Origin of the sequence: Thermomonospora curvata DSM 43183, assembly GCF_000024385.1 — a bacterium.
In the GTDB taxonomy this organism is placed as follows: Bacteria; Actinomycetota; Actinomycetes; order Streptosporangiales; family Streptosporangiaceae; genus Thermomonospora; species Thermomonospora curvata.
The window spans coordinates 4,190,932-4,206,099 of sequence record NC_013510.1 but is presented as its reverse complement, the minus strand read 5'-3'; the positions used below and the strand labels follow the sequence as shown (position 1 = coordinate 4,206,099).

Genomic DNA, 15,168 nt, shown 5'->3' with positions numbered 1-15,168 from the left:
AAAAGTGTTCGAAACGGCATACCCCACTCAAGCCGGGCGAGAGGGGCGGCCGGGCGGGCGCAGGCGGGAACCGCGGGGACGGGACGTCCCCGCGGTTCGGTGACGCGTCACAGGGCCCGCCGGCTCCACGGGCCGCCTCTGGAGCCGGGACGGGCTCAGGCGGAGGAGCGGGACAGCGGCTCCGACGGGGTGAACTCCACCGGGAGCTCCTTGACGCCGTTGACGAAGTTGGAGCGCAGCCGGCGCATCGGGCCGGCCGGGCGGATGTCGGGCATGCGGTCCAGGATGGTGTCGAACAGCACCATCAGCTCCAGCCGCGCCAGGTGGGCGCCCAGGCAGTAGTGCGGGCCGCCGCCGCCGAAGCCCACGTGCGGGTTGGGGTCGCGGGCGATGTCGAAGGTGAAGGGGTCGGTGAAGATCTCCTCGTCCCGGTTGGCCGACGGGTAGAACATCACCACCTTGTCGCCCTCTTTGATCTTCTTGCCGCGCAGCTCCACATCGCGCGTGGCGGTGCGGCGGAACAGGTTGAGCGGGCTGGCCCAGCGGACGATCTCGTCGGCGGCGGTGCGCAGCAGGCTGCGGTCGGCCCTGAGCCGCTCCCACTGCTCGGGGTGTTCGAAGAAGGTCTGGATGGCGGTGGCCGAGCTGGTGCGGGTGGTCTCGTGCCCGGCGATCACCAGCATCAGCACGAAGAGCTGGAACTCCTCGTCGCTGAGGACGTTGCCCTCCGCGTCGGGCTGCAGCAGCTTGGTGGCGATGTCGTCTTGGGGGTCGTTGCGGCGCATCTCCGCCAGCTCGGCGGCGTAGGCCATCAGCTCCCCGGTCAGCCGGGCGGCCTCCTCGGTGGCGCCCGCCAGCTCCGGGTCGTTGAACCCGATGATCTGGTTGGACCAGTCGCAGATCATCTTGCGGTCCGACTGCGGGGCGCCCAGCAGCTCGCAGATCACGTACGCCGGCAGCGGGGTGGCGATCTCCTCCACGAACTCGGCGTGGCCCCGCGGCGCCACCTCGTCGATGAGCTCGTTGCAGATGTCGCGGATGTGCCCCTCCAGCTGCTTGACCATCCGCGGGGTGAAGCCCCGGCTGACCTTCAGCCGGTTGCGGGTGTGCTCGGGAGGGTCCTGGAAGAGCATCATCATGCCGTACAGCGCGATGTCGTCGTCGCTGAACTCCTCGAACAGCGAGGTGCGCAGGTGGCTGGAGAACAGCTCCGGGTGCCGTGAGACGAACTTCAGGTCCTCATAGCGGGTGATGGCCCAAAAGCCCGGCACGCCCTCGTTGGGGTCGGGGTGCCAGTGCACCGGGTCGTTCTCGCGCAGCCATTTCAGCTGCTCATGCGGGACGCCGCCGCGTTCGTAGACCTCCGGGCTGATGAGATCGATCTCTGGGCGCGTGGCGGTCACGGTGCGCATGGCGATCCTTCCGTGCAGTGCCGGGGTGGGGTTGGGATCGAAGCGGCCGAGCGCTTGCTCGGCAGACCAGGGCTGAAACAGGTTCTAACATGAGACTCCAGTCTCAACAAGGGTCTAGTTCGATGTATTCACGAGTGTTTCATCTCACTTCGAGACTTCAGTCCAGACCGGTGTTACACGCCAGCGGGCGGGGTATAGAAAAAGGCCCGGCCCATCAGGGCCGAGCCTTGCGACGACGGTGCGGGCGTCAGGCGAGGGTGAAGGTCAGCAGCTCCGCATCGTGGCGGCGGACCTTGCCGCGGCGCTCCAGGGCGCGCAGATGAGCGGCGGCCTCGCCGGCGGCCATGTAGCGGCCGTGCGGCGGCATGTGCTCCCACGGGTAGCGCCAGCGCATCTTCGACGCCACCTCCCACAGCGTGACCGGCTCATCCGACAGCAGGGCGAGCACCTCACCGATGCGCTCTTCGTGGTGCTCGATGATCTGGCGGGCCCGCTCGGCCAGCCCGGTGAAGCGGTACTGGTGGGCCGGCAGCACCTCCCCGGCCGGCATCTCCGCCACCCGCTCCAGGGAGCTCAAAAAGTCGCCCAGCGGATCCTGGTGGGGCTCATCAAGGGGGAAGAGCCCGATGTGCGGGGTGATGCGCGGCAGGACGTGGTCACCGGTGAAGATCCGGTCGCCGTCCTCCAGGTGCAGGCAGATGTGGCCGGGGGAGTGCCCCGGCGTCCAGATGGCGCGCAGCTTGCGGCCCGGCAGATCCACCAGATCGCCGTCGGCCAGCTCGCGGTCCGGCACGGCGGGCGGGTCCACCGGCGGCCTGCCGGTGCGGTGCGCGGCCACCTCCTGCGCGTCCGCCCCGGCCCGGCGCAGCGCGTCCGACTCCCAGGTGCGGCCGGCGTCGGCGGCCACCTTGCGGCGGAACTCCCGGATGACCTCGGCGTCGTTGTGGTGCATGGCGATCCAGGCGCCGGAGGACTCCCGCACCCGCCCGGCCAGCCCGGAGTGGTCGGGGTGGTGGTGGGTCACCACCACCCCGTAGACCTCCTCAATGGACATCCCCAGCGAGGCGAGCCCGTCGCGCAGCGCCGTCCAGGCGTCCGGGTGGTTCCAGCCCGCGTCCACGAGCACCGGCCCGCGCCGGCTTTCCAGCGCGTACACCAGCGTGTACGCCAGGGGGTTGTCGGGGATGGGGACGGGAACGCTCCAAACGCCTCCGCCCAGGTTCTCCGGTTCAGGTGTGACGGCCACGCGATAGCTCTTCTCTTGCCGGGGACTAGCAGCGTTCGAGGATGGTGCCGGTGGCCAGCGCACCGCCGGCGCACATGGTGACCAGAGCGGTGGCGCCGTCCCGGCGCTCCAGCTCGTGCAGCGCGGTGGTGATCAGCCGGGCCCCGGTGGCCCCCACCGGGTGGCCCAGCGCGATGGCGCCGCCGTTGACGTTGACCTTGTCCATGTCGGGGCCGTGCACCTTGGCCCACGACAGCACGATCGAGGCGAACGCCTCGTTGATCTCGAAGATGTCCGGGTCGGCGATGGTCATGCCGGCCCGCTGCAGCACCCGCTCGGTCGCCTGGACCGGCCCGTCGAGGTGGTAGTAGGGCTCCCCGCCGACCAGCACCTGGGCGCGCAGCCGGGCGCGCGGGCGCAGCCGGAGCGCCTTGGCCTTCTCGGCCGACATCAGCAGCACCGCGGCGGCCCCGTCGGAGATCTGCGAGGAGGTGCCGGCGGTGTGCAGCCCGCCCTCGCCCATCACCGGCTTGAGCCTGGCCAGGCCTTCTGCGGTGGTCTCCCGCAGACCCTGGTCGCGGGTGACGGTGCGGGTCTCGCCGGTGGGGTTGCCGTCGGAATCCAGCACCGGCGCCTCGATCGGGGCGATCTCCCGGTCGAACCGGCCGTCGGCCCAGGCCTTGGCGGCCAGCTGCTGGGAGCGCACCCCGAAGGCGTCCAGCTCCTGGCGGGTCAGCGAGCGCCGGGCGGCGATGCGCTCGGCGGCCTCGAACTGGTTGGGCATGTCGAGCGACCAGTCGTCCGGCCGCGGGGTGCCGCCGACCTGCACGTTGGTGCCCAGCGGGACCCGGCTCATCACCTCCACGCCGCAGCCGATCGCCACGTCCACCACGCCCGCGGCGATCATCGCGGCGGCCAGGTGCACGCTCTGCTGGCTGGAGCCGCACTGGGCGTCCAGCGTGGTGACCCCGGTCTGCCAGGGCAGGCCGGCGTACAGCCAGACCTGCCGGCCGATGTGGCCGCCCTGCTCACCGGCCTGGGTGACGCAGCCGGCGAAGACCTGCTCGACCTCGATCGGGTCGATGCCGGCGCGCTCGATCACCGCCTTGAGGGCGTGGGCCAGCACCGCCGCCGGCTTGAGCCCGGCCAGCCACCCGCCCCGCTTGCCGATCGGCGTCCGGACGGCCTCCACGATCACCGGCTCTGCCATACGGCCCCTCCCACTAGAACGAAATTCATTCCTTAAGGAAGGTAACCGGTTCGCCTGCGGCGGGAAAGCCCGGGGTCGGCTGAACGGAACCGGGCCGCCTCAGGCCGCCTGCACCAGCAGGCTCGCGTAGGTCGGCACCAGGACGCGGCGGGCGGGACGGCGGGCGACGATCCGGTAGGGGCCGGACGCCGTCAGGGTCTGCAGCATCCGGGCGACCTGGGTGCGGGCCACCGCCGCGCCCAGGCACAGGTGCCGGCCGGCCCCGAACCACAACTGGCGGGTCTCCGGCACATAAGGGCGGTGAATGTCGAACGGCCCCGCGCCGTTGTCGGCCAGATAGGTCAGCACCAGCACCCGCTCGCCCGCCCGCAGCAGCCGCCCGGCGACCGTGGCGTCCCGCCGCACGCTGCGCCCGATGACCGGGGCCGGGGTGGCCACCCGCAGCCCCTCGCGCACCGCGTTGGGCAGCAGCGACGGGTCGGCCAGCAGCGCCGCCTGCTGGCCGGTGTCGTGCAGCAGCGCCACCGTGCGGGAGGTCCCCGAGGCGCCGGTCTCGGTGCCCGCGATGGCCAGCAGCGTCGCCAGCGCCCGGGTCATCGGCAGGCCCAGCCCCATCTGGCGGCAGCGGCCCAAGATGGTGTCCGCGCCGGCGGTCCGGTAGCCCTCCGCCACGCCCCGGGTGATGTCGGCCACGATGGCGCGGGCCCGGTGCAGCACCCCGGCCGGCAGCACGGTCGAGGCGGTGGTGCCCATCGCCAGGGCGGCCAGCCGCTCCCCGGCGGAGAACAGCTCCCGGTAGGCCTCGTCCCCGGCCCCTTCCTCCAGGCGCAACCCCAGCAGGTCGGCGACCATCCGCCCGGCCAGCACCCGGGTGGAGTCGGCCACGTCCACCACCTCGCCGCGCGCCAGCCGCTCGGCCAGCGCCCGGTAGTGCGCCCCCTGCGAGCGCTCCACCAGGGCCGCGGCGCCGTCCTCGGTGAACAGGTCGCGGGCGCGGGCGCGCACCTCGGCGTGCCTGGGACCGCCGAAGAACTGCGCCATCTCCTCCCCGAACAGCTGGGACCACAGATGCCCCACGCCGCCCTCCCCGGTCATGCCGAAGTGCGCGGCGTCGTTGAGCACCCGCCGGGCCAGCAGCGGGTCGGTCACCACCCAGCCCAGCCGGGGGAAGCGCTGGATGGGCGCGGTGTGCCGGGCCGCCTGCAGCAGGGCGTACAGCCCCGGGTTCCCCGCCCACAGCAGCCGCGCCTCATGCCGCGCCGCGATCTTCGCCCCGGTCTTCGTCCCGCCCCTCATCCGACCTCCCTGCCGTGGGACACCCCCGTGGGCCTGCCATCAGCCGGGTACGGTGCGGCAGGGGGCCCGGCTGACCGGAGCCGGTCCCAAGTGTCACAACCCATGTGTGGTTTTGGTGTGATCTGTACATTTTCGCGGGTGGATCTATGGGTGGCCGTGCCGGCCTATAACGAAGAGCGCTCCATCGCGGCGACGCTGCGACGGCTGACCGGGCAGACCGACCGGGACTTCCGCCTGGTCGTGGTCGACAACGGCAGCACCGACGCCACCGCCGGGATCGTGGAGAGATTCGCCGCCGAGCACCCCGAGATGGACCTGCGGCTGATCGGCGAGCCCCGCAAGGGCACCGGGGCCGCCGCCGACACCGGCTTCCGGTACGCCATCGCCCAGGGGGCCACGCACCTGGCCCGCACCGACGCCGACTGCCTGCCGCACCCCGGCTGGATCGCGGCGATCAAACGGGCCTTCGCCGACGGGCTGCAGATGGTCAGCGGCCCGCTGCGCCCCCGCACCGACGAGTTCCCGCTCAAATGGTGGGAGCGGCATCTGCTGCCGGCCGTGCTGAACCTGGGGGCGCTGGCCGGACGGTACCGGAGCGGCAACCGGGACCCCGCCTACCTGGGGCCGTACCTGATGATGCCGGGCTGCAACGTGGCCATCACCGCCGCCCTCTACCAGGAGGCGGGCGGATTCCCCCGCACCCGCATCGAGGACGTCCACGAAGACCGCGCCCTGCACAACCGCGTCCGCCGGCTCACCACCGCCTACGGCAGGCGCAAAGACATGGTCGTCTACGGCTCGGTGCGGCGGTTGCGCGCCTACGGGCTGCTCGGCACCATCGCCTGGTACGCCGACCACCGCCACACCCCGCAGATCGTGGACGTCCGATGAGCACGGCACCGGAACGGCGCTGGGAGCGGCGGCTGTACCTGGCCGCCCACCCCCTGGCCTACCCGCTGCTGCGCGTCCTGGCCCGGTGCGGCCCGGCGGTGCGGGTGCCCGGAGTGGGCGTGGTGATCAACGACGCCGCCCTGGCCCGCCGGGTGCTGCTGGACGGGCGCACCTTCCGCAAGGACGGCCCCGGCTCGCCCGGCGACCTGTGGACCCCCGTGCTCGGCCCGTCCGTGCTGCTCAACATGGAGGGCGAGGCGCACCGCAGGCTGCGCCGCAAACTGGCGGACCTGTTCACCCCCGCCTACACCGAGCGATTGTGCGAGCAGGTCCTGGCCGAGCCCCTGGCGCGGCTGTCCGAACGGCTCCACCAGGGCCGCCCGGTCGACCTGGTGGACGCCATGCGGGTGCTGGCCGGCGCGGTGATCAGCCACGTCATCGGGCTGGAGACCCGGGACGAGGACGAATACCGGCACCTGTTCGAACAGGGCGAGCGGGTCGTGTCGATGGTGACTTTGCGCACCCGCCGCCTGTCGCCGTCCCAGGTGGCCCGCGCCCGGCGGGTGCTCGACCCGCTCGGCGACATCGCCGCCAAGGCCTATGCCGCAGGCGACGAGGAGACCGTCATGGGACGGATGCGCGCGCTGGGCCTGTCACCACAGGAGGCCCGCGGCGCCGCCGGGGCGTTCTTCCTGACCGGCACCGAGACGGTGGCCACGCTGGTGCCGCGGCTGATCGCCCTGCTGCACGACTGCGGCGAGCTGGAGCGGGTGGCCGCCGACCCGTCCCTGCTGGATACGGCGCTGGAGGAGACGTTGCGGGTGACCACCCCGACCCCGGTGATGCTGCGCAGCGTCCACGCCCCCGCGACGGTGGGCGGCGTGAAGGTGCGCCCCGGCGACCGGGTGCTGATCGTCACCCACAACTGCTGCCGCGCCCACGGCCCCTTCGACCTGGACCGGCCCCACCCCCCGGAGCTGAACCGGCTGTGGTTCGGCGCCGGCCCGCACTTTTGCATCGGCTACCCGCTCGCCATGGCCGAGGCCCGCGCGGTCGCCCGGACCGTGCTGCGGGCCGCGCCGATCACCATCGTCCGCCGCAGGGCGGCGCGCGGCGTGCTCATCCCGACCTACCGCACCTTCGTCATCCGGAAGGCTCAGGCGTGAAGATCGCAGTGACCGGGGCCTCGGGCTTCGTCGGGGGCGCCGTCTGCCGCGCCCTGGCCGAACGCGGCGTCCAGACGTTCGCCTACGGCCGCCGCGCCCACACCCCGCCCGAGCACATCGGCGGCGCCCGCTACCGATCCTGGGACATCACCACCGGCCCGCTCCCGGACGCGCCGCGGGTGGACGCGGTCATCCACTGCGCCGGCAGCGTCACCGACTGGGGGCCGATCGGCGATTTCTTCCGCGTCAACTGGATCGGCACCAAGAACGTCCTGGCGTCCTTTCCCGGGGCGCGGTTCGTCCACGTCAGCACCGCCAGCGTCTATGACCCGCACCGTCCCACCGTGCGGGCGCGCGAATCGCAGGCGCCGGTCACCCGCTACCTCAACGGTTACGGCGCCTCCAAGGCCGCCGCCGAACGCGTGGTGCTGGCCGCCATGCGCGAACGCCCGGCGATCATCCTGCGCCCGCACGCCGTCTACGGGCCCGGCGACACCACCCTGCTGCCCCGCGTCCTGTCGGCGGTGCGCGGCCCGGTGCTGCCCGCCGTCGGGGACGGGCGGCAGCTCATCAGCCTCACCTCGATCGGCAACCTGGTGCAGGCCTGCCTGCTGGCGGCCACCGGCCCGGTCACCACCGGGATCTTCAACGTCACCGACGCCGAACCGGTGGTGCTCGATGAGGCCCTGCGGCAGATCCTGGCCGAGCGGGGCATCCGCGCCCGCCCGGTCTACCTGCCGCTGCCGGCCGCATGGCCGCTGGCCTGCGCCGTCGAGGGCGCCTTCCTGGCCGCCGGAAGCCGCCGCCCGCCCCGCCTGACCCGTTACGCCCTCAGCCATCTGGCGGTGGAGCGCACCCTCGACATCACCGCCGCCCGCACGGTCCTCGGCTACGACCCGGCCCCCACCGGCCTGGCGGGCGCCGCCGCCTGGTGAGCGGCGCTCAGCGCAGGTACAGGCCGTACTCCAGAAGGTTGGGGAGCAGGTGCGGCGGCAGGTCGGCCAGCATGGCCAGCTCCTCGGCGGAGGTGAAGCCGCCGGTCTGCGCGCGCAGCTGGACGATCCGCTGGGCGGTCTGCGGGTCGATGCCGAGCCGGGCCAGCTCCGTGGCCGGGACGGAGTTGACGTCGATCAGCCCGCCGTCGTCGTACTGCCGGCCGGGGATGTCGGGCCGTCCGATGAGCAGCTCCCGCGCCATCATCGGGTTCTGCGCGGCCAGCGCCCGCGCCTCCTGGCGGCGCCGCGCCCGCGCTTTGGCCTCCTCGACGGCGGCCCGGTTGGCCTGCTCGGGGGACAGCGGCTGCCCCACGGGGGGAAGCGTCTGCTGCGACTTCTGCAGGGCCATGACGATCGCGTGGACGACCCACACCGGCAGCCACATCCCGCAGGTCAGCAGCGTCACGGCGAAGTGGAACAGGTGAACGGAGGTGGGGTCGCGCACCACGGCCGGCGGGTTCGGCGGGGGCGTGAGGTGGTGGTGATGGTGCACGTTCACCGGCACCTGGAGGTTGATCACCGGAGGGTCCGGCGGTGGGGGAGGAGGCGGCGGGGTGGACGAGTCGCGCGGCGGGTACGGCTGCTGTGACGATTCGGACATGGGCTTCCCTCACCCGTCGTCGATCCCCGGAGATGGCCCCGGCTCTGCCAGGCCAACGGCCTTCATGAGTTGGATGCGCGGGAGGCCGTCTGGGTTCGAATCTACCCGCAAGGTGTGCGGATGAGCGGATATGACGGGGATCTGGCGGGGAGGTCGCCGCCCGGCGGGGACGTCGCGGCCGTGGGAGGTCAGTCGTTCCAGGGACGCCAGTCGCGGGTGTCGATCTCGACGCCGAAGTGCTCCAGGACGATGGTCTGGCCGAACTCCCAGGTCTCCTTGTGCAGGTAGGCGCCGACGGCCGGGTCCGGAATCGAGTACAGGGTGATCAGCGGGGCCTTCGGGTCCCGGTCGATCAGCAGGTAGTAGGGGATCTCCGCCCGGGCGTAACCGTTCCACTTGGAGACCGCGTCGCGCTCTGCCGGTTCCCGGTCATTGCCCGCATTGGAGGGCGAGGTGACCTCCACGACCATTTCCACGTGGTCGGGATGGGCGTGCCTGTCGTCGGCGTCTTCGAGAGCGGCGAGGACCTCCGCCCGCATGACCATGAGATCGGGACAGTAGCCTTCGCTGGTCTCGGTCATATTGAGGTCGAGAAGCGGGGCGCAGTCCCACGGAAACTGCCGGTCGGCCACTTGGGCGTCCCTGAACGCGTTATAGATCCCTCTGACGATTCGGCCGTGCCCGGCGCGGGGGGCTGGCGACACGACGATCTTTCCTCCGATGATTTCAAGCCTGGTGTGATCATGGGGGAGGCTCAGAAAGTCACGAAGCTCGCCGCGCTGCCACATGGCGTAGGCCGTGTCGGGCAGCACGACTTGGTGTTCGCTGACGGTGGCGATGCTCACTTTGGGCGACCTCTCCCTCACGATCTGCTCCGGATCATCGTAGGGAACATCTGCCGCAAGCGTACCGGGAACGGTGAATTCACTGAGTGATTTCGCGGATTGGGGCGGAAGTTTTGATATGTCAAATCATGAAATATGGAAATTTCGGTGGTTTATGGTTTAAGGCTCCTCGCTCAGGGGTGAGGGTGCTTTGCCGGCCGCGTCCCGGTGTCGAATCGGGGGAGAATGGGCGGGTGCGGGCGTCCAGGCTGGTGTCGTTGGTGCTGTTGCTGCAGGCGCGGGGGACGATGACGGCCCGGGAACTGGCGCGGGAGCTGGAGGTCTCCGAGCGGACCGTCTACCGGGACGTGCTGGCGCTGTCGGAGGCGGGCGTCCCGGTGTACGCCGAGCAGGGCCGGCGCGGCGGCTACCGGCTGGTGGACGGGTACCGGACGCGGCTGACCGGGCTGAGCCGCACCGAGGCCGAGGCGCTGTTTCTGGCCGGGCTGCCCGGGCCGGCCGAGGACATGGGGCTGGCCGAGGCGGTGGCCGCCGCGCGGCTGAAGGTGCTGGCGGCGCTGCCGCCCTCGCTGCAGGACGCCCCGGCCCGCACCGGGCAGCGCTTCCACCTGGATGTGGCCGGGTGGTTCGACGACGCCGGGCCGCCGCCCATGCTGGCGGCGCTGGCCAGGGCGGTCTGGCGGGACGAGACGGTGGTGCTGCGCTACCGGCGCGACCGGGAGGTGACGCGCCGGGCCGACCCTTACGGCCTGGTCCTCAAAGGCGGCGTGTGGTACCTGGTGGCCCGGGTCGGGGAGGACCTGCGCACCTACCGGGTGGGCCGGGTGACCGCCGTGGAGCCCACCGGGGAGTCGTTCGTCCGGGACGAGACGTTCGACCTGAAGGCCTTCTGGGCCGAGCGGGCCGCGCAGTTCGTGGAGACGCTGCTGACCGGCACCGTCACCATCAGGCTGAGCCGGGAGGGGGCGCGGGCGCTGCGGCACGCGGTCGAGGCCCCGGCCGCCCGGCGGGCGCTGGAGGCGGCCGGTGAACCCGACGGGCAGGGGCGGATCACCACCCGGCTGCCCGTCGAGTCCCTGGACGTGGCCTACACCCAGCTGCTGCGGCTCGGCCCCGAGGTGGAGGTGCTCGACCCTCCCGAGCTGCGCGAACGCATGGCCGAGGCCGCCCGCCGGCACGCCGCGCTCTACCGGTAGCCGGTGACGTCGGCGGGCTTGCCGGCGTCCTGGACCTCCTTGGCGTAACGCCAGGCGTCCGGGCGGCTGCCGTCCACGTCGGTGAACCCATAGACCCGGGCGAGCTGCCCGCTGGACAGCGACTGGCCGTTCCAGCGCGCCACCTCGGGATCGGCCGCCAGCGCGACCACCGCCCGCCCCACGAAGGCGGGGGTCTCGGAGATCGCAAAGTGGGGCTCCTTGACCAGCGCGTCCCGCCAGTTGTCCTCGGTGACGCCGTAGGAGTCGAGCATGAGCTCCGAGCGCAGCCACCCGGGGGTCAGCGCCACCGCCGTCGCCCCGCGCGGGCCGATCTCCTTGGCCAGCGCGAACGCCATGCGGTTCACCGCGACCTTGGACAGGTCGTAAAACAGCGAGACCCGGTAGTGGGTGTCGTTGTACTCGGTGGTGCCGTCGCCGATCTCCACCACCAGCCCGCCGGGGCGGCGCAGCAGCAGCGGCAGGGCGAAGTGGCTGGTGATGATGTGGGTGTCGATGGCCAGCCGCAGCACCCGCAGCCCGTTCTCCAGGGAGTGCTCCCAGACCGGGGTGTCCCACTCGGTCAGGTGGTCGCCGCCGAAGATGTCGTTGACCAGCACGTCCAGCCGGCCCTGCTCGCGCTCGATGCGGTCGATGAGGGCGCGCACCTGTGCGGGGTCCAGGTGGTCGCACGGCACCGCGATGCCCTGCCCGCCGGCGGCGGTGACCAGCTCGGCGGTCTCTTCGATGGTCTCCGGACGGCCGATCTCCGAGCGGCGCTCGCGGGTGCTCCGCCCGGTCGCATAGACGGTGGCCCCGGCGGCGCCCAGCTGCACGGCGATGCCCCGGCCCGCGCCCCGCGTCGCCCCGGCGACCAGCGCGACCTTTCCGTTCAGCTTTCCGTTCAGCGTGTCCTTCATGGACACGACGCTTCCACCGAAACCTGACACCCAGTGTCTGGTTTTCGCGCGAGTTCTTCGCGCCGGGTGAGATGCCGAAGCGGGCCTTAGAAGTCGATCAGGCGGGCGGCGGCGGTCTCCAGCCGGTTGTGGATCTCCTCGGGGTTGGAGCGGCCGCGCAGCAGTTCGATCATCTCCATGACCCAGGCGCTGGCCAGCGCGCGGCCCAGCGCCCAGCGCGGGTCCTGGACCGAGATCTCCTCCTCGCCGGTGGCCGCGTGCAGCAGCATCCGGGTCATCCGGTCGCCGAAGCCGACCGGGATCTCGGTGAGCATCAGCGCGCGGATCAGCGCCTCGGTCAGTTCCGGCTCGCGCATCAGCCCCCGGGTGGCCCGGGTCAGCACCTCCATCGCCCGCTCGGCGGGGGTCGCCCCGTGCGGCGGGCGGCGGCTGATGCTGTTTTGCAGCAGGTCCAGCTCCTCGTCCACCACCGCGACGACCAGGTCCATCTTGGACGGGAAGTAGCGGTACAGGGTGCCGAGGGCGACTCCGGCGCGCTCGGCCACCGTGCGCATCTGCATCGCCTCGACCCCGCCCCGGGAGGCCAGCGCGGCCGCCGTTTTGACGATCTTCCTGCGGCGCTCGGCCTGGCTGCGGGTCCGCACCGGCTGCCGCCCGCCGGTCGCCGTCATCGGCTCTGCCGTCACTGAGGGCTCCTTCTGCGTGGTCGTCCTCCGCGAGGGGGTGGGGTGGGGGATGGGAGGAACTGCTGTCGCTTCGGGACAAGCCTACAGGCTCGCGAGAACGTGTTATCTACGTCTCTTCCCCCAGGCCCGCTTCGGCCGCCCGGCGGAAGCGCGAACAGTCCCCGGCACCGGTGAAAAACAGCAGGGAAGGGACGATGGGTGTGCCTCTGGACACAGACTAGAATCTGTTCTAGTTTGCCGCTCCGAGGGCCGCTGACGGCGGAGGGGAGCACCGGAGTGGATTTCAATCTCGACCCCACCCAGCGGGAACTGCGGGACCTGGCCGCCGACCTGCTGGGGCGCGAGGCGTCCACCGCGCGGCTGGACGCCCACGACGCCGGGGACGCCCCGTTTGAGGCGGGGATCTGGAAGGCGATGGGCCAGGCCGGGCTGCTGGGGGCCTGCCTGCCGGAGGAGACGGGCGGGGCCGGGCAGGGACCGGTCGAGATGGCGGTGATCCTGCGGGAGGTCGGCGCCCACGTCGCACCCGTCCCCGCCTACGCCTCGCTGGCGCTGGCCGCCGTCCCCATTGCCGCGCACGGCACGCCTGACCAGCGCGCGCTGCTGTCCCGCCTGGCCGACGCCGAGACCGTGCTCACCGGCGCCTGGCGCGAGGCGGGCCCCATCGGGCAGGTCACCGCGACCGCCCGCCGCGACGGCGACGGCTACGTGCTGGAGGGCGTCAAGACCTTCGTCCCCTATGCCGAGCAGGCCGCCTGCATCCTGGTGCCCGCCCGGGTGGACGGCGCCGACGTCGGGGTGTTCCTGGTCGAGCCGGGCGCCGTCGAGCTCAGCAGGCACCCGGCGGCCACCGGCGAGCCGATGTCGCGCCTGGCGCTGGGCGGGGTGCGGGTGGGCTCCGACGCCCTGCTCGGCGGGACGGCCGACGGCGCGGCCTGGCGGACGCTGCAAAGCTCGGCGATCGCCGGGGCCGTGGCGACCGTCTCCGGGGTCATCGCCGGCGCGTTGAAGATCACCACCGACTACGTCAAGACCCGCGAGCAGTTCGGCCGCGCGCTGGCCCAGTTCCAGGCGGTCACCATGCAGGTCGCCGACGTCTACATCGCCGCGCGGGCGCTGGATGTGGCGATGTGGGCGGGCGTGTGGCGGCTGGCCGCCGGCCTTCCCGACGCTGAAGAGATCCTGTCCGTGGCCGCCTACAACGCCTGCGACCCGGTGCTCAAGGCGCTCTACACCTGCCAGCACCTGCACGGCGGCATCGGGCTGGACATCACCTACCCGCTGCACCGGTACTTCGCCTGGGGCAAGCACTACGCCCACCTCCTCGGTGGGGCCGAGGCCCAACTGGACGCCATCGGCGACGCCGTCGCCGCAAGCAGCTAGGAGCCGCCGGGTGTTCATCGACCTGACCGACCAGCAGCAGCGGCTGCGCGCCGAGCTGCGCGAGTACTTTCGCACCTGCCTGACCGACGAGCAGCGCGCCGCCATCGCCGCCGACCCGTTCGGGCCCGCCTACATCGAGCACTGCAAGCGGCTCGGCGCCGCCGGGATGCTCGGCGTCGGGCTGCCCAAGGAGTACGGCGGGCGCGGCTTCGGCCCGCTCGAACAGCAGATCTTCGTCAACGAGATCACCCGGGCCGAGGTGCCCTACCCGCTGATCACGCTCAACACGGTGGCGCCGACGATCCTGCAGTACGGCACCGAGGAGCAAAAGGAGTTCTTCCTGCCGAAGATCGTCCGGGGGGAGTGCCACTTCGCCATCGGCTACAGCGAGCCGGGCGCCGGCACCGACCTGGCCGCGCTGCGCACCACCGCGGTCCGCGACGGCGACCACTACGTGGTCAACGGGCAGAAGATCTTCACCTCGGGGGCGCAGACCGCCGACTACATCTGGCTGGCCGCCCGCACCGACCCGCAGGCCGAGCGGCACCGCGGCATCTCCATCCTGATCGTCGACTGCCGCGACCCCGGCTTCTCCTGGACGCCGATCATCACCATGGACGGCCAGCACCACACCAACGCCACCTACTACCAGGACGTCAAGGTGCCGGCCGACATGCTGATCGGCGAGGAGAACAAAGGCTGGGACCTGATCGTCAACCAGCTCAACCACGAACGGGTGACGCTCGGCCCGGCCGGCAACATCGGCCGCCTGCGCGACCGGTTCGTCCACTGGGCCCGCACCACCGCCGGCGCCGACGGCCGCCCGTTGATCGAACGTCCCGAGGTGCGCCGCGCCCTGGCCCGGGTGCACGCCCGCCTGCGCGTCAACGAGCTGCTCAACTGGCAGGTGGCGGCCGAGGCGGATCTGGGCTGGCTGAGCGCCCCCGGCGCCTCGGCCACCAAGATCTACGGCTCGGAGCAGATGATGGAGGTGGGCCGCATCATCGGTGAGACGCTGGCCCGCCACGGCGACCCCGGCGATCCGGCCACCGCCGACCTCATCGCCAAGGTCGACCGCGCGGTCAAGGGCGCGCTGGTGCTCACCTTCGGCGGCGGCGTCAACGAGATCCAGCGGGAGATCATCGCCATGCTCGGCCTGGGCCTGCCCCGGGCCCCCCGCTGACCTCCCCTTTTCTCCGGCCCCGGGGTGGGCGACGCCGCCGGACGCCCTGCCCCGGGGCCGGTCCCAAGATCCATCACGGGCCGGTGACCTCCCGGCGCCGCAGCAGGGGTCACCGGCCGTCTTGCGGCTGACGCCGCTCATCGCGCGAACGGCGGAGCCCAT

14 protein-coding genes are annotated in these 15,168 nt (G+C 72.1%); 6 read left to right on the top strand and 8 right to left on the bottom strand.

What is annotated here, in order from left to right; all coding sequences use genetic code 11:
- Positions 1-155 precede the first annotated feature (155 nt).
- The 4 genes from TCUR_RS18010 to TCUR_RS17995 all read right to left on the bottom strand — a co-directional run bounded on the left by TCUR_RS18010 (position 156) and on the right by TCUR_RS17995 (position 5,143).
- Positions 156-1,412 (bottom strand): cytochrome P450, encoded by a 1,257-nt coding sequence (locus tag TCUR_RS18010; protein ID WP_012853974.1) that lies wholly within the window; start codon positions 1,410-1,412, stop codon positions 156-158.
- A 247-nt stretch (positions 1,413-1,659) separates the two neighbouring features.
- A complete protein-coding gene (locus tag TCUR_RS18005; RefSeq protein ID WP_012853973.1) occupies positions 1,660-2,658 on the bottom strand; it encodes an MBL fold metallo-hydrolase in 999 nt (332 codons plus the stop codon).
- Positions 2,659-2,683: 25 nt separating this feature from the next.
- Positions 2,684-3,847 (bottom strand): steroid 3-ketoacyl-CoA thiolase, encoded by a 1,164-nt coding sequence (locus TCUR_RS18000; protein WP_012853972.1) that lies wholly within the window; start codon positions 3,845-3,847, stop codon positions 2,684-2,686.
- A 99-nt stretch (positions 3,848-3,946) separates the two neighbouring features.
- Positions 3,947-5,143, bottom strand: coding sequence for a cytochrome P450 (locus tag TCUR_RS17995; protein WP_012853971.1), 1,197 nt, complete (start codon positions 5,141-5,143; stop codon positions 3,947-3,949).
- 138 nt (positions 5,144-5,281) lie between these two features.
- Between TCUR_RS17995 and TCUR_RS17990 the strand changes: the two genes are divergently transcribed.
- From TCUR_RS17990 to TCUR_RS17980, 3 genes are read left to right on the top strand one after another with little or no spacing between them, the layout of a single operon-like run.
- The gene (locus TCUR_RS17990; protein ID WP_041440020.1) at positions 5,282-6,034 is read left to right on the top strand and encodes a glycosyltransferase family 2 protein; all 753 of its coding nucleotides are present in this window, start codon (positions 5,282-5,284) and stop codon (positions 6,032-6,034) included.
- Complete coding sequence (locus TCUR_RS17985) at positions 6,031-7,200, top strand: cytochrome P450 (RefSeq protein ID WP_012853969.1); 1,170 nt, start codon at positions 6,031-6,033, stop codon at positions 7,198-7,200. Before TCUR_RS17990 ends, TCUR_RS17985 begins: the two co-directional genes overlap by 4 nt.
- Positions 7,197-8,135: an NAD-dependent epimerase/dehydratase family protein gene (locus TCUR_RS17980; RefSeq protein WP_012853968.1), complete on the top strand. Its 939-nt coding sequence runs from the start codon at positions 7,197-7,199 to the stop codon at positions 8,133-8,135. The genes TCUR_RS17985 and TCUR_RS17980 overlap by 4 nt, the downstream gene beginning before the upstream one ends.
- 7 nt (positions 8,136-8,142) lie before the next feature.
- Here TCUR_RS17980 and TCUR_RS25100 read toward each other — a convergent pair whose 3' ends face one another.
- Entirely contained in the window at positions 8,143-8,796 is a 654-nt protein-coding gene (locus TCUR_RS25100; RefSeq protein ID WP_012853967.1) for a ComEA family DNA-binding protein, read from the bottom strand.
- A gap of 188 nt (positions 8,797-8,984) precedes the next feature.
- Positions 8,985-9,641: a Uma2 family endonuclease gene (locus TCUR_RS25095; protein WP_012853966.1), complete on the bottom strand. Its 657-nt coding sequence runs from the start codon at positions 9,639-9,641 to the stop codon at positions 8,985-8,987.
- A 233-nt stretch (positions 9,642-9,874) separates the two neighbouring features.
- Here TCUR_RS25095 and TCUR_RS17965 point away from each other — a divergent pair, with 233 nt between their 5' ends.
- Positions 9,875-10,837: a helix-turn-helix transcriptional regulator gene (locus TCUR_RS17965; RefSeq protein ID WP_012853965.1), complete on the top strand. Its 963-nt coding sequence runs from the start codon at positions 9,875-9,877 to the stop codon at positions 10,835-10,837.
- Here the strand turns inward: TCUR_RS17965 and TCUR_RS17960 are convergent.
- Positions 10,828-11,754, bottom strand: coding sequence for an SDR family oxidoreductase (locus TCUR_RS17960; RefSeq protein WP_012853964.1), 927 nt, complete (start codon positions 11,752-11,754; stop codon positions 10,828-10,830). The two genes, TCUR_RS17965 and TCUR_RS17960, sit on opposite strands and share 10 nt — an antisense overlap.
- 86 nt (positions 11,755-11,840) lie before the next feature.
- Positions 11,841-12,440: a TetR family transcriptional regulator gene (locus TCUR_RS17955; RefSeq protein WP_012853963.1), complete on the bottom strand. Its 600-nt coding sequence runs from the start codon at positions 12,438-12,440 to the stop codon at positions 11,841-11,843.
- Positions 12,441-12,716: 276 nt separating this feature from the next.
- Between TCUR_RS17955 and TCUR_RS17950 the strand changes: the two genes are divergently transcribed.
- Both TCUR_RS17950 and TCUR_RS17945 read left to right on the top strand, forming a co-directional pair.
- Positions 12,717-13,823 (top strand): acyl-CoA dehydrogenase family protein, encoded by a 1,107-nt coding sequence (locus TCUR_RS17950; protein ID WP_012853962.1) that lies wholly within the window; start codon positions 12,717-12,719, stop codon positions 13,821-13,823.
- A gap of 10 nt (positions 13,824-13,833) precedes the next feature.
- Positions 13,834-15,006, top strand: a complete 1,173-nt coding sequence (locus tag TCUR_RS17945; RefSeq protein ID WP_012853961.1) for an acyl-CoA dehydrogenase family protein — start codon at positions 13,834-13,836, stop codon at positions 15,004-15,006.
- The last annotated feature ends 162 nt before the right edge of the window (positions 15,007-15,168 follow it).

Coding starts and splice junctions, on each gene's coding strand:
- TCUR_RS18000 (WP_012853972.1), bottom strand. CDS start 3,847: ATGGCAGAGCCGGTGATCGTGGAGGCCGTCCGGACGCCGATCGGCAAG.
- TCUR_RS17995 (WP_012853971.1), bottom strand. CDS start 5,143: ATGAGGGGCGGGACGAAGACCGGGGCGAAGATCGCGGCGCGGCATGAG.
- TCUR_RS25100 (WP_012853967.1), bottom strand. CDS start 8,796: ATGTCCGAATCGTCACAGCAGCCGTACCCGCCGCGCGACTCGTCCACC.
- TCUR_RS17960 (WP_012853964.1), bottom strand. CDS start 11,754: ATGAAGGACACGCTGAACGGAAAGCTGAACGGAAAGGTCGCGCTGGTC.
- TCUR_RS18010 (WP_012853974.1), bottom strand. CDS start 1,412: ATGCGCACCGTGACCGCCACGCGCCCAGAGATCGATCTCATCAGCCCG.
- TCUR_RS17985 (WP_012853969.1), top strand. CDS start 6,031: ATGAGCACGGCACCGGAACGGCGCTGGGAGCGGCGGCTGTACCTGGCC.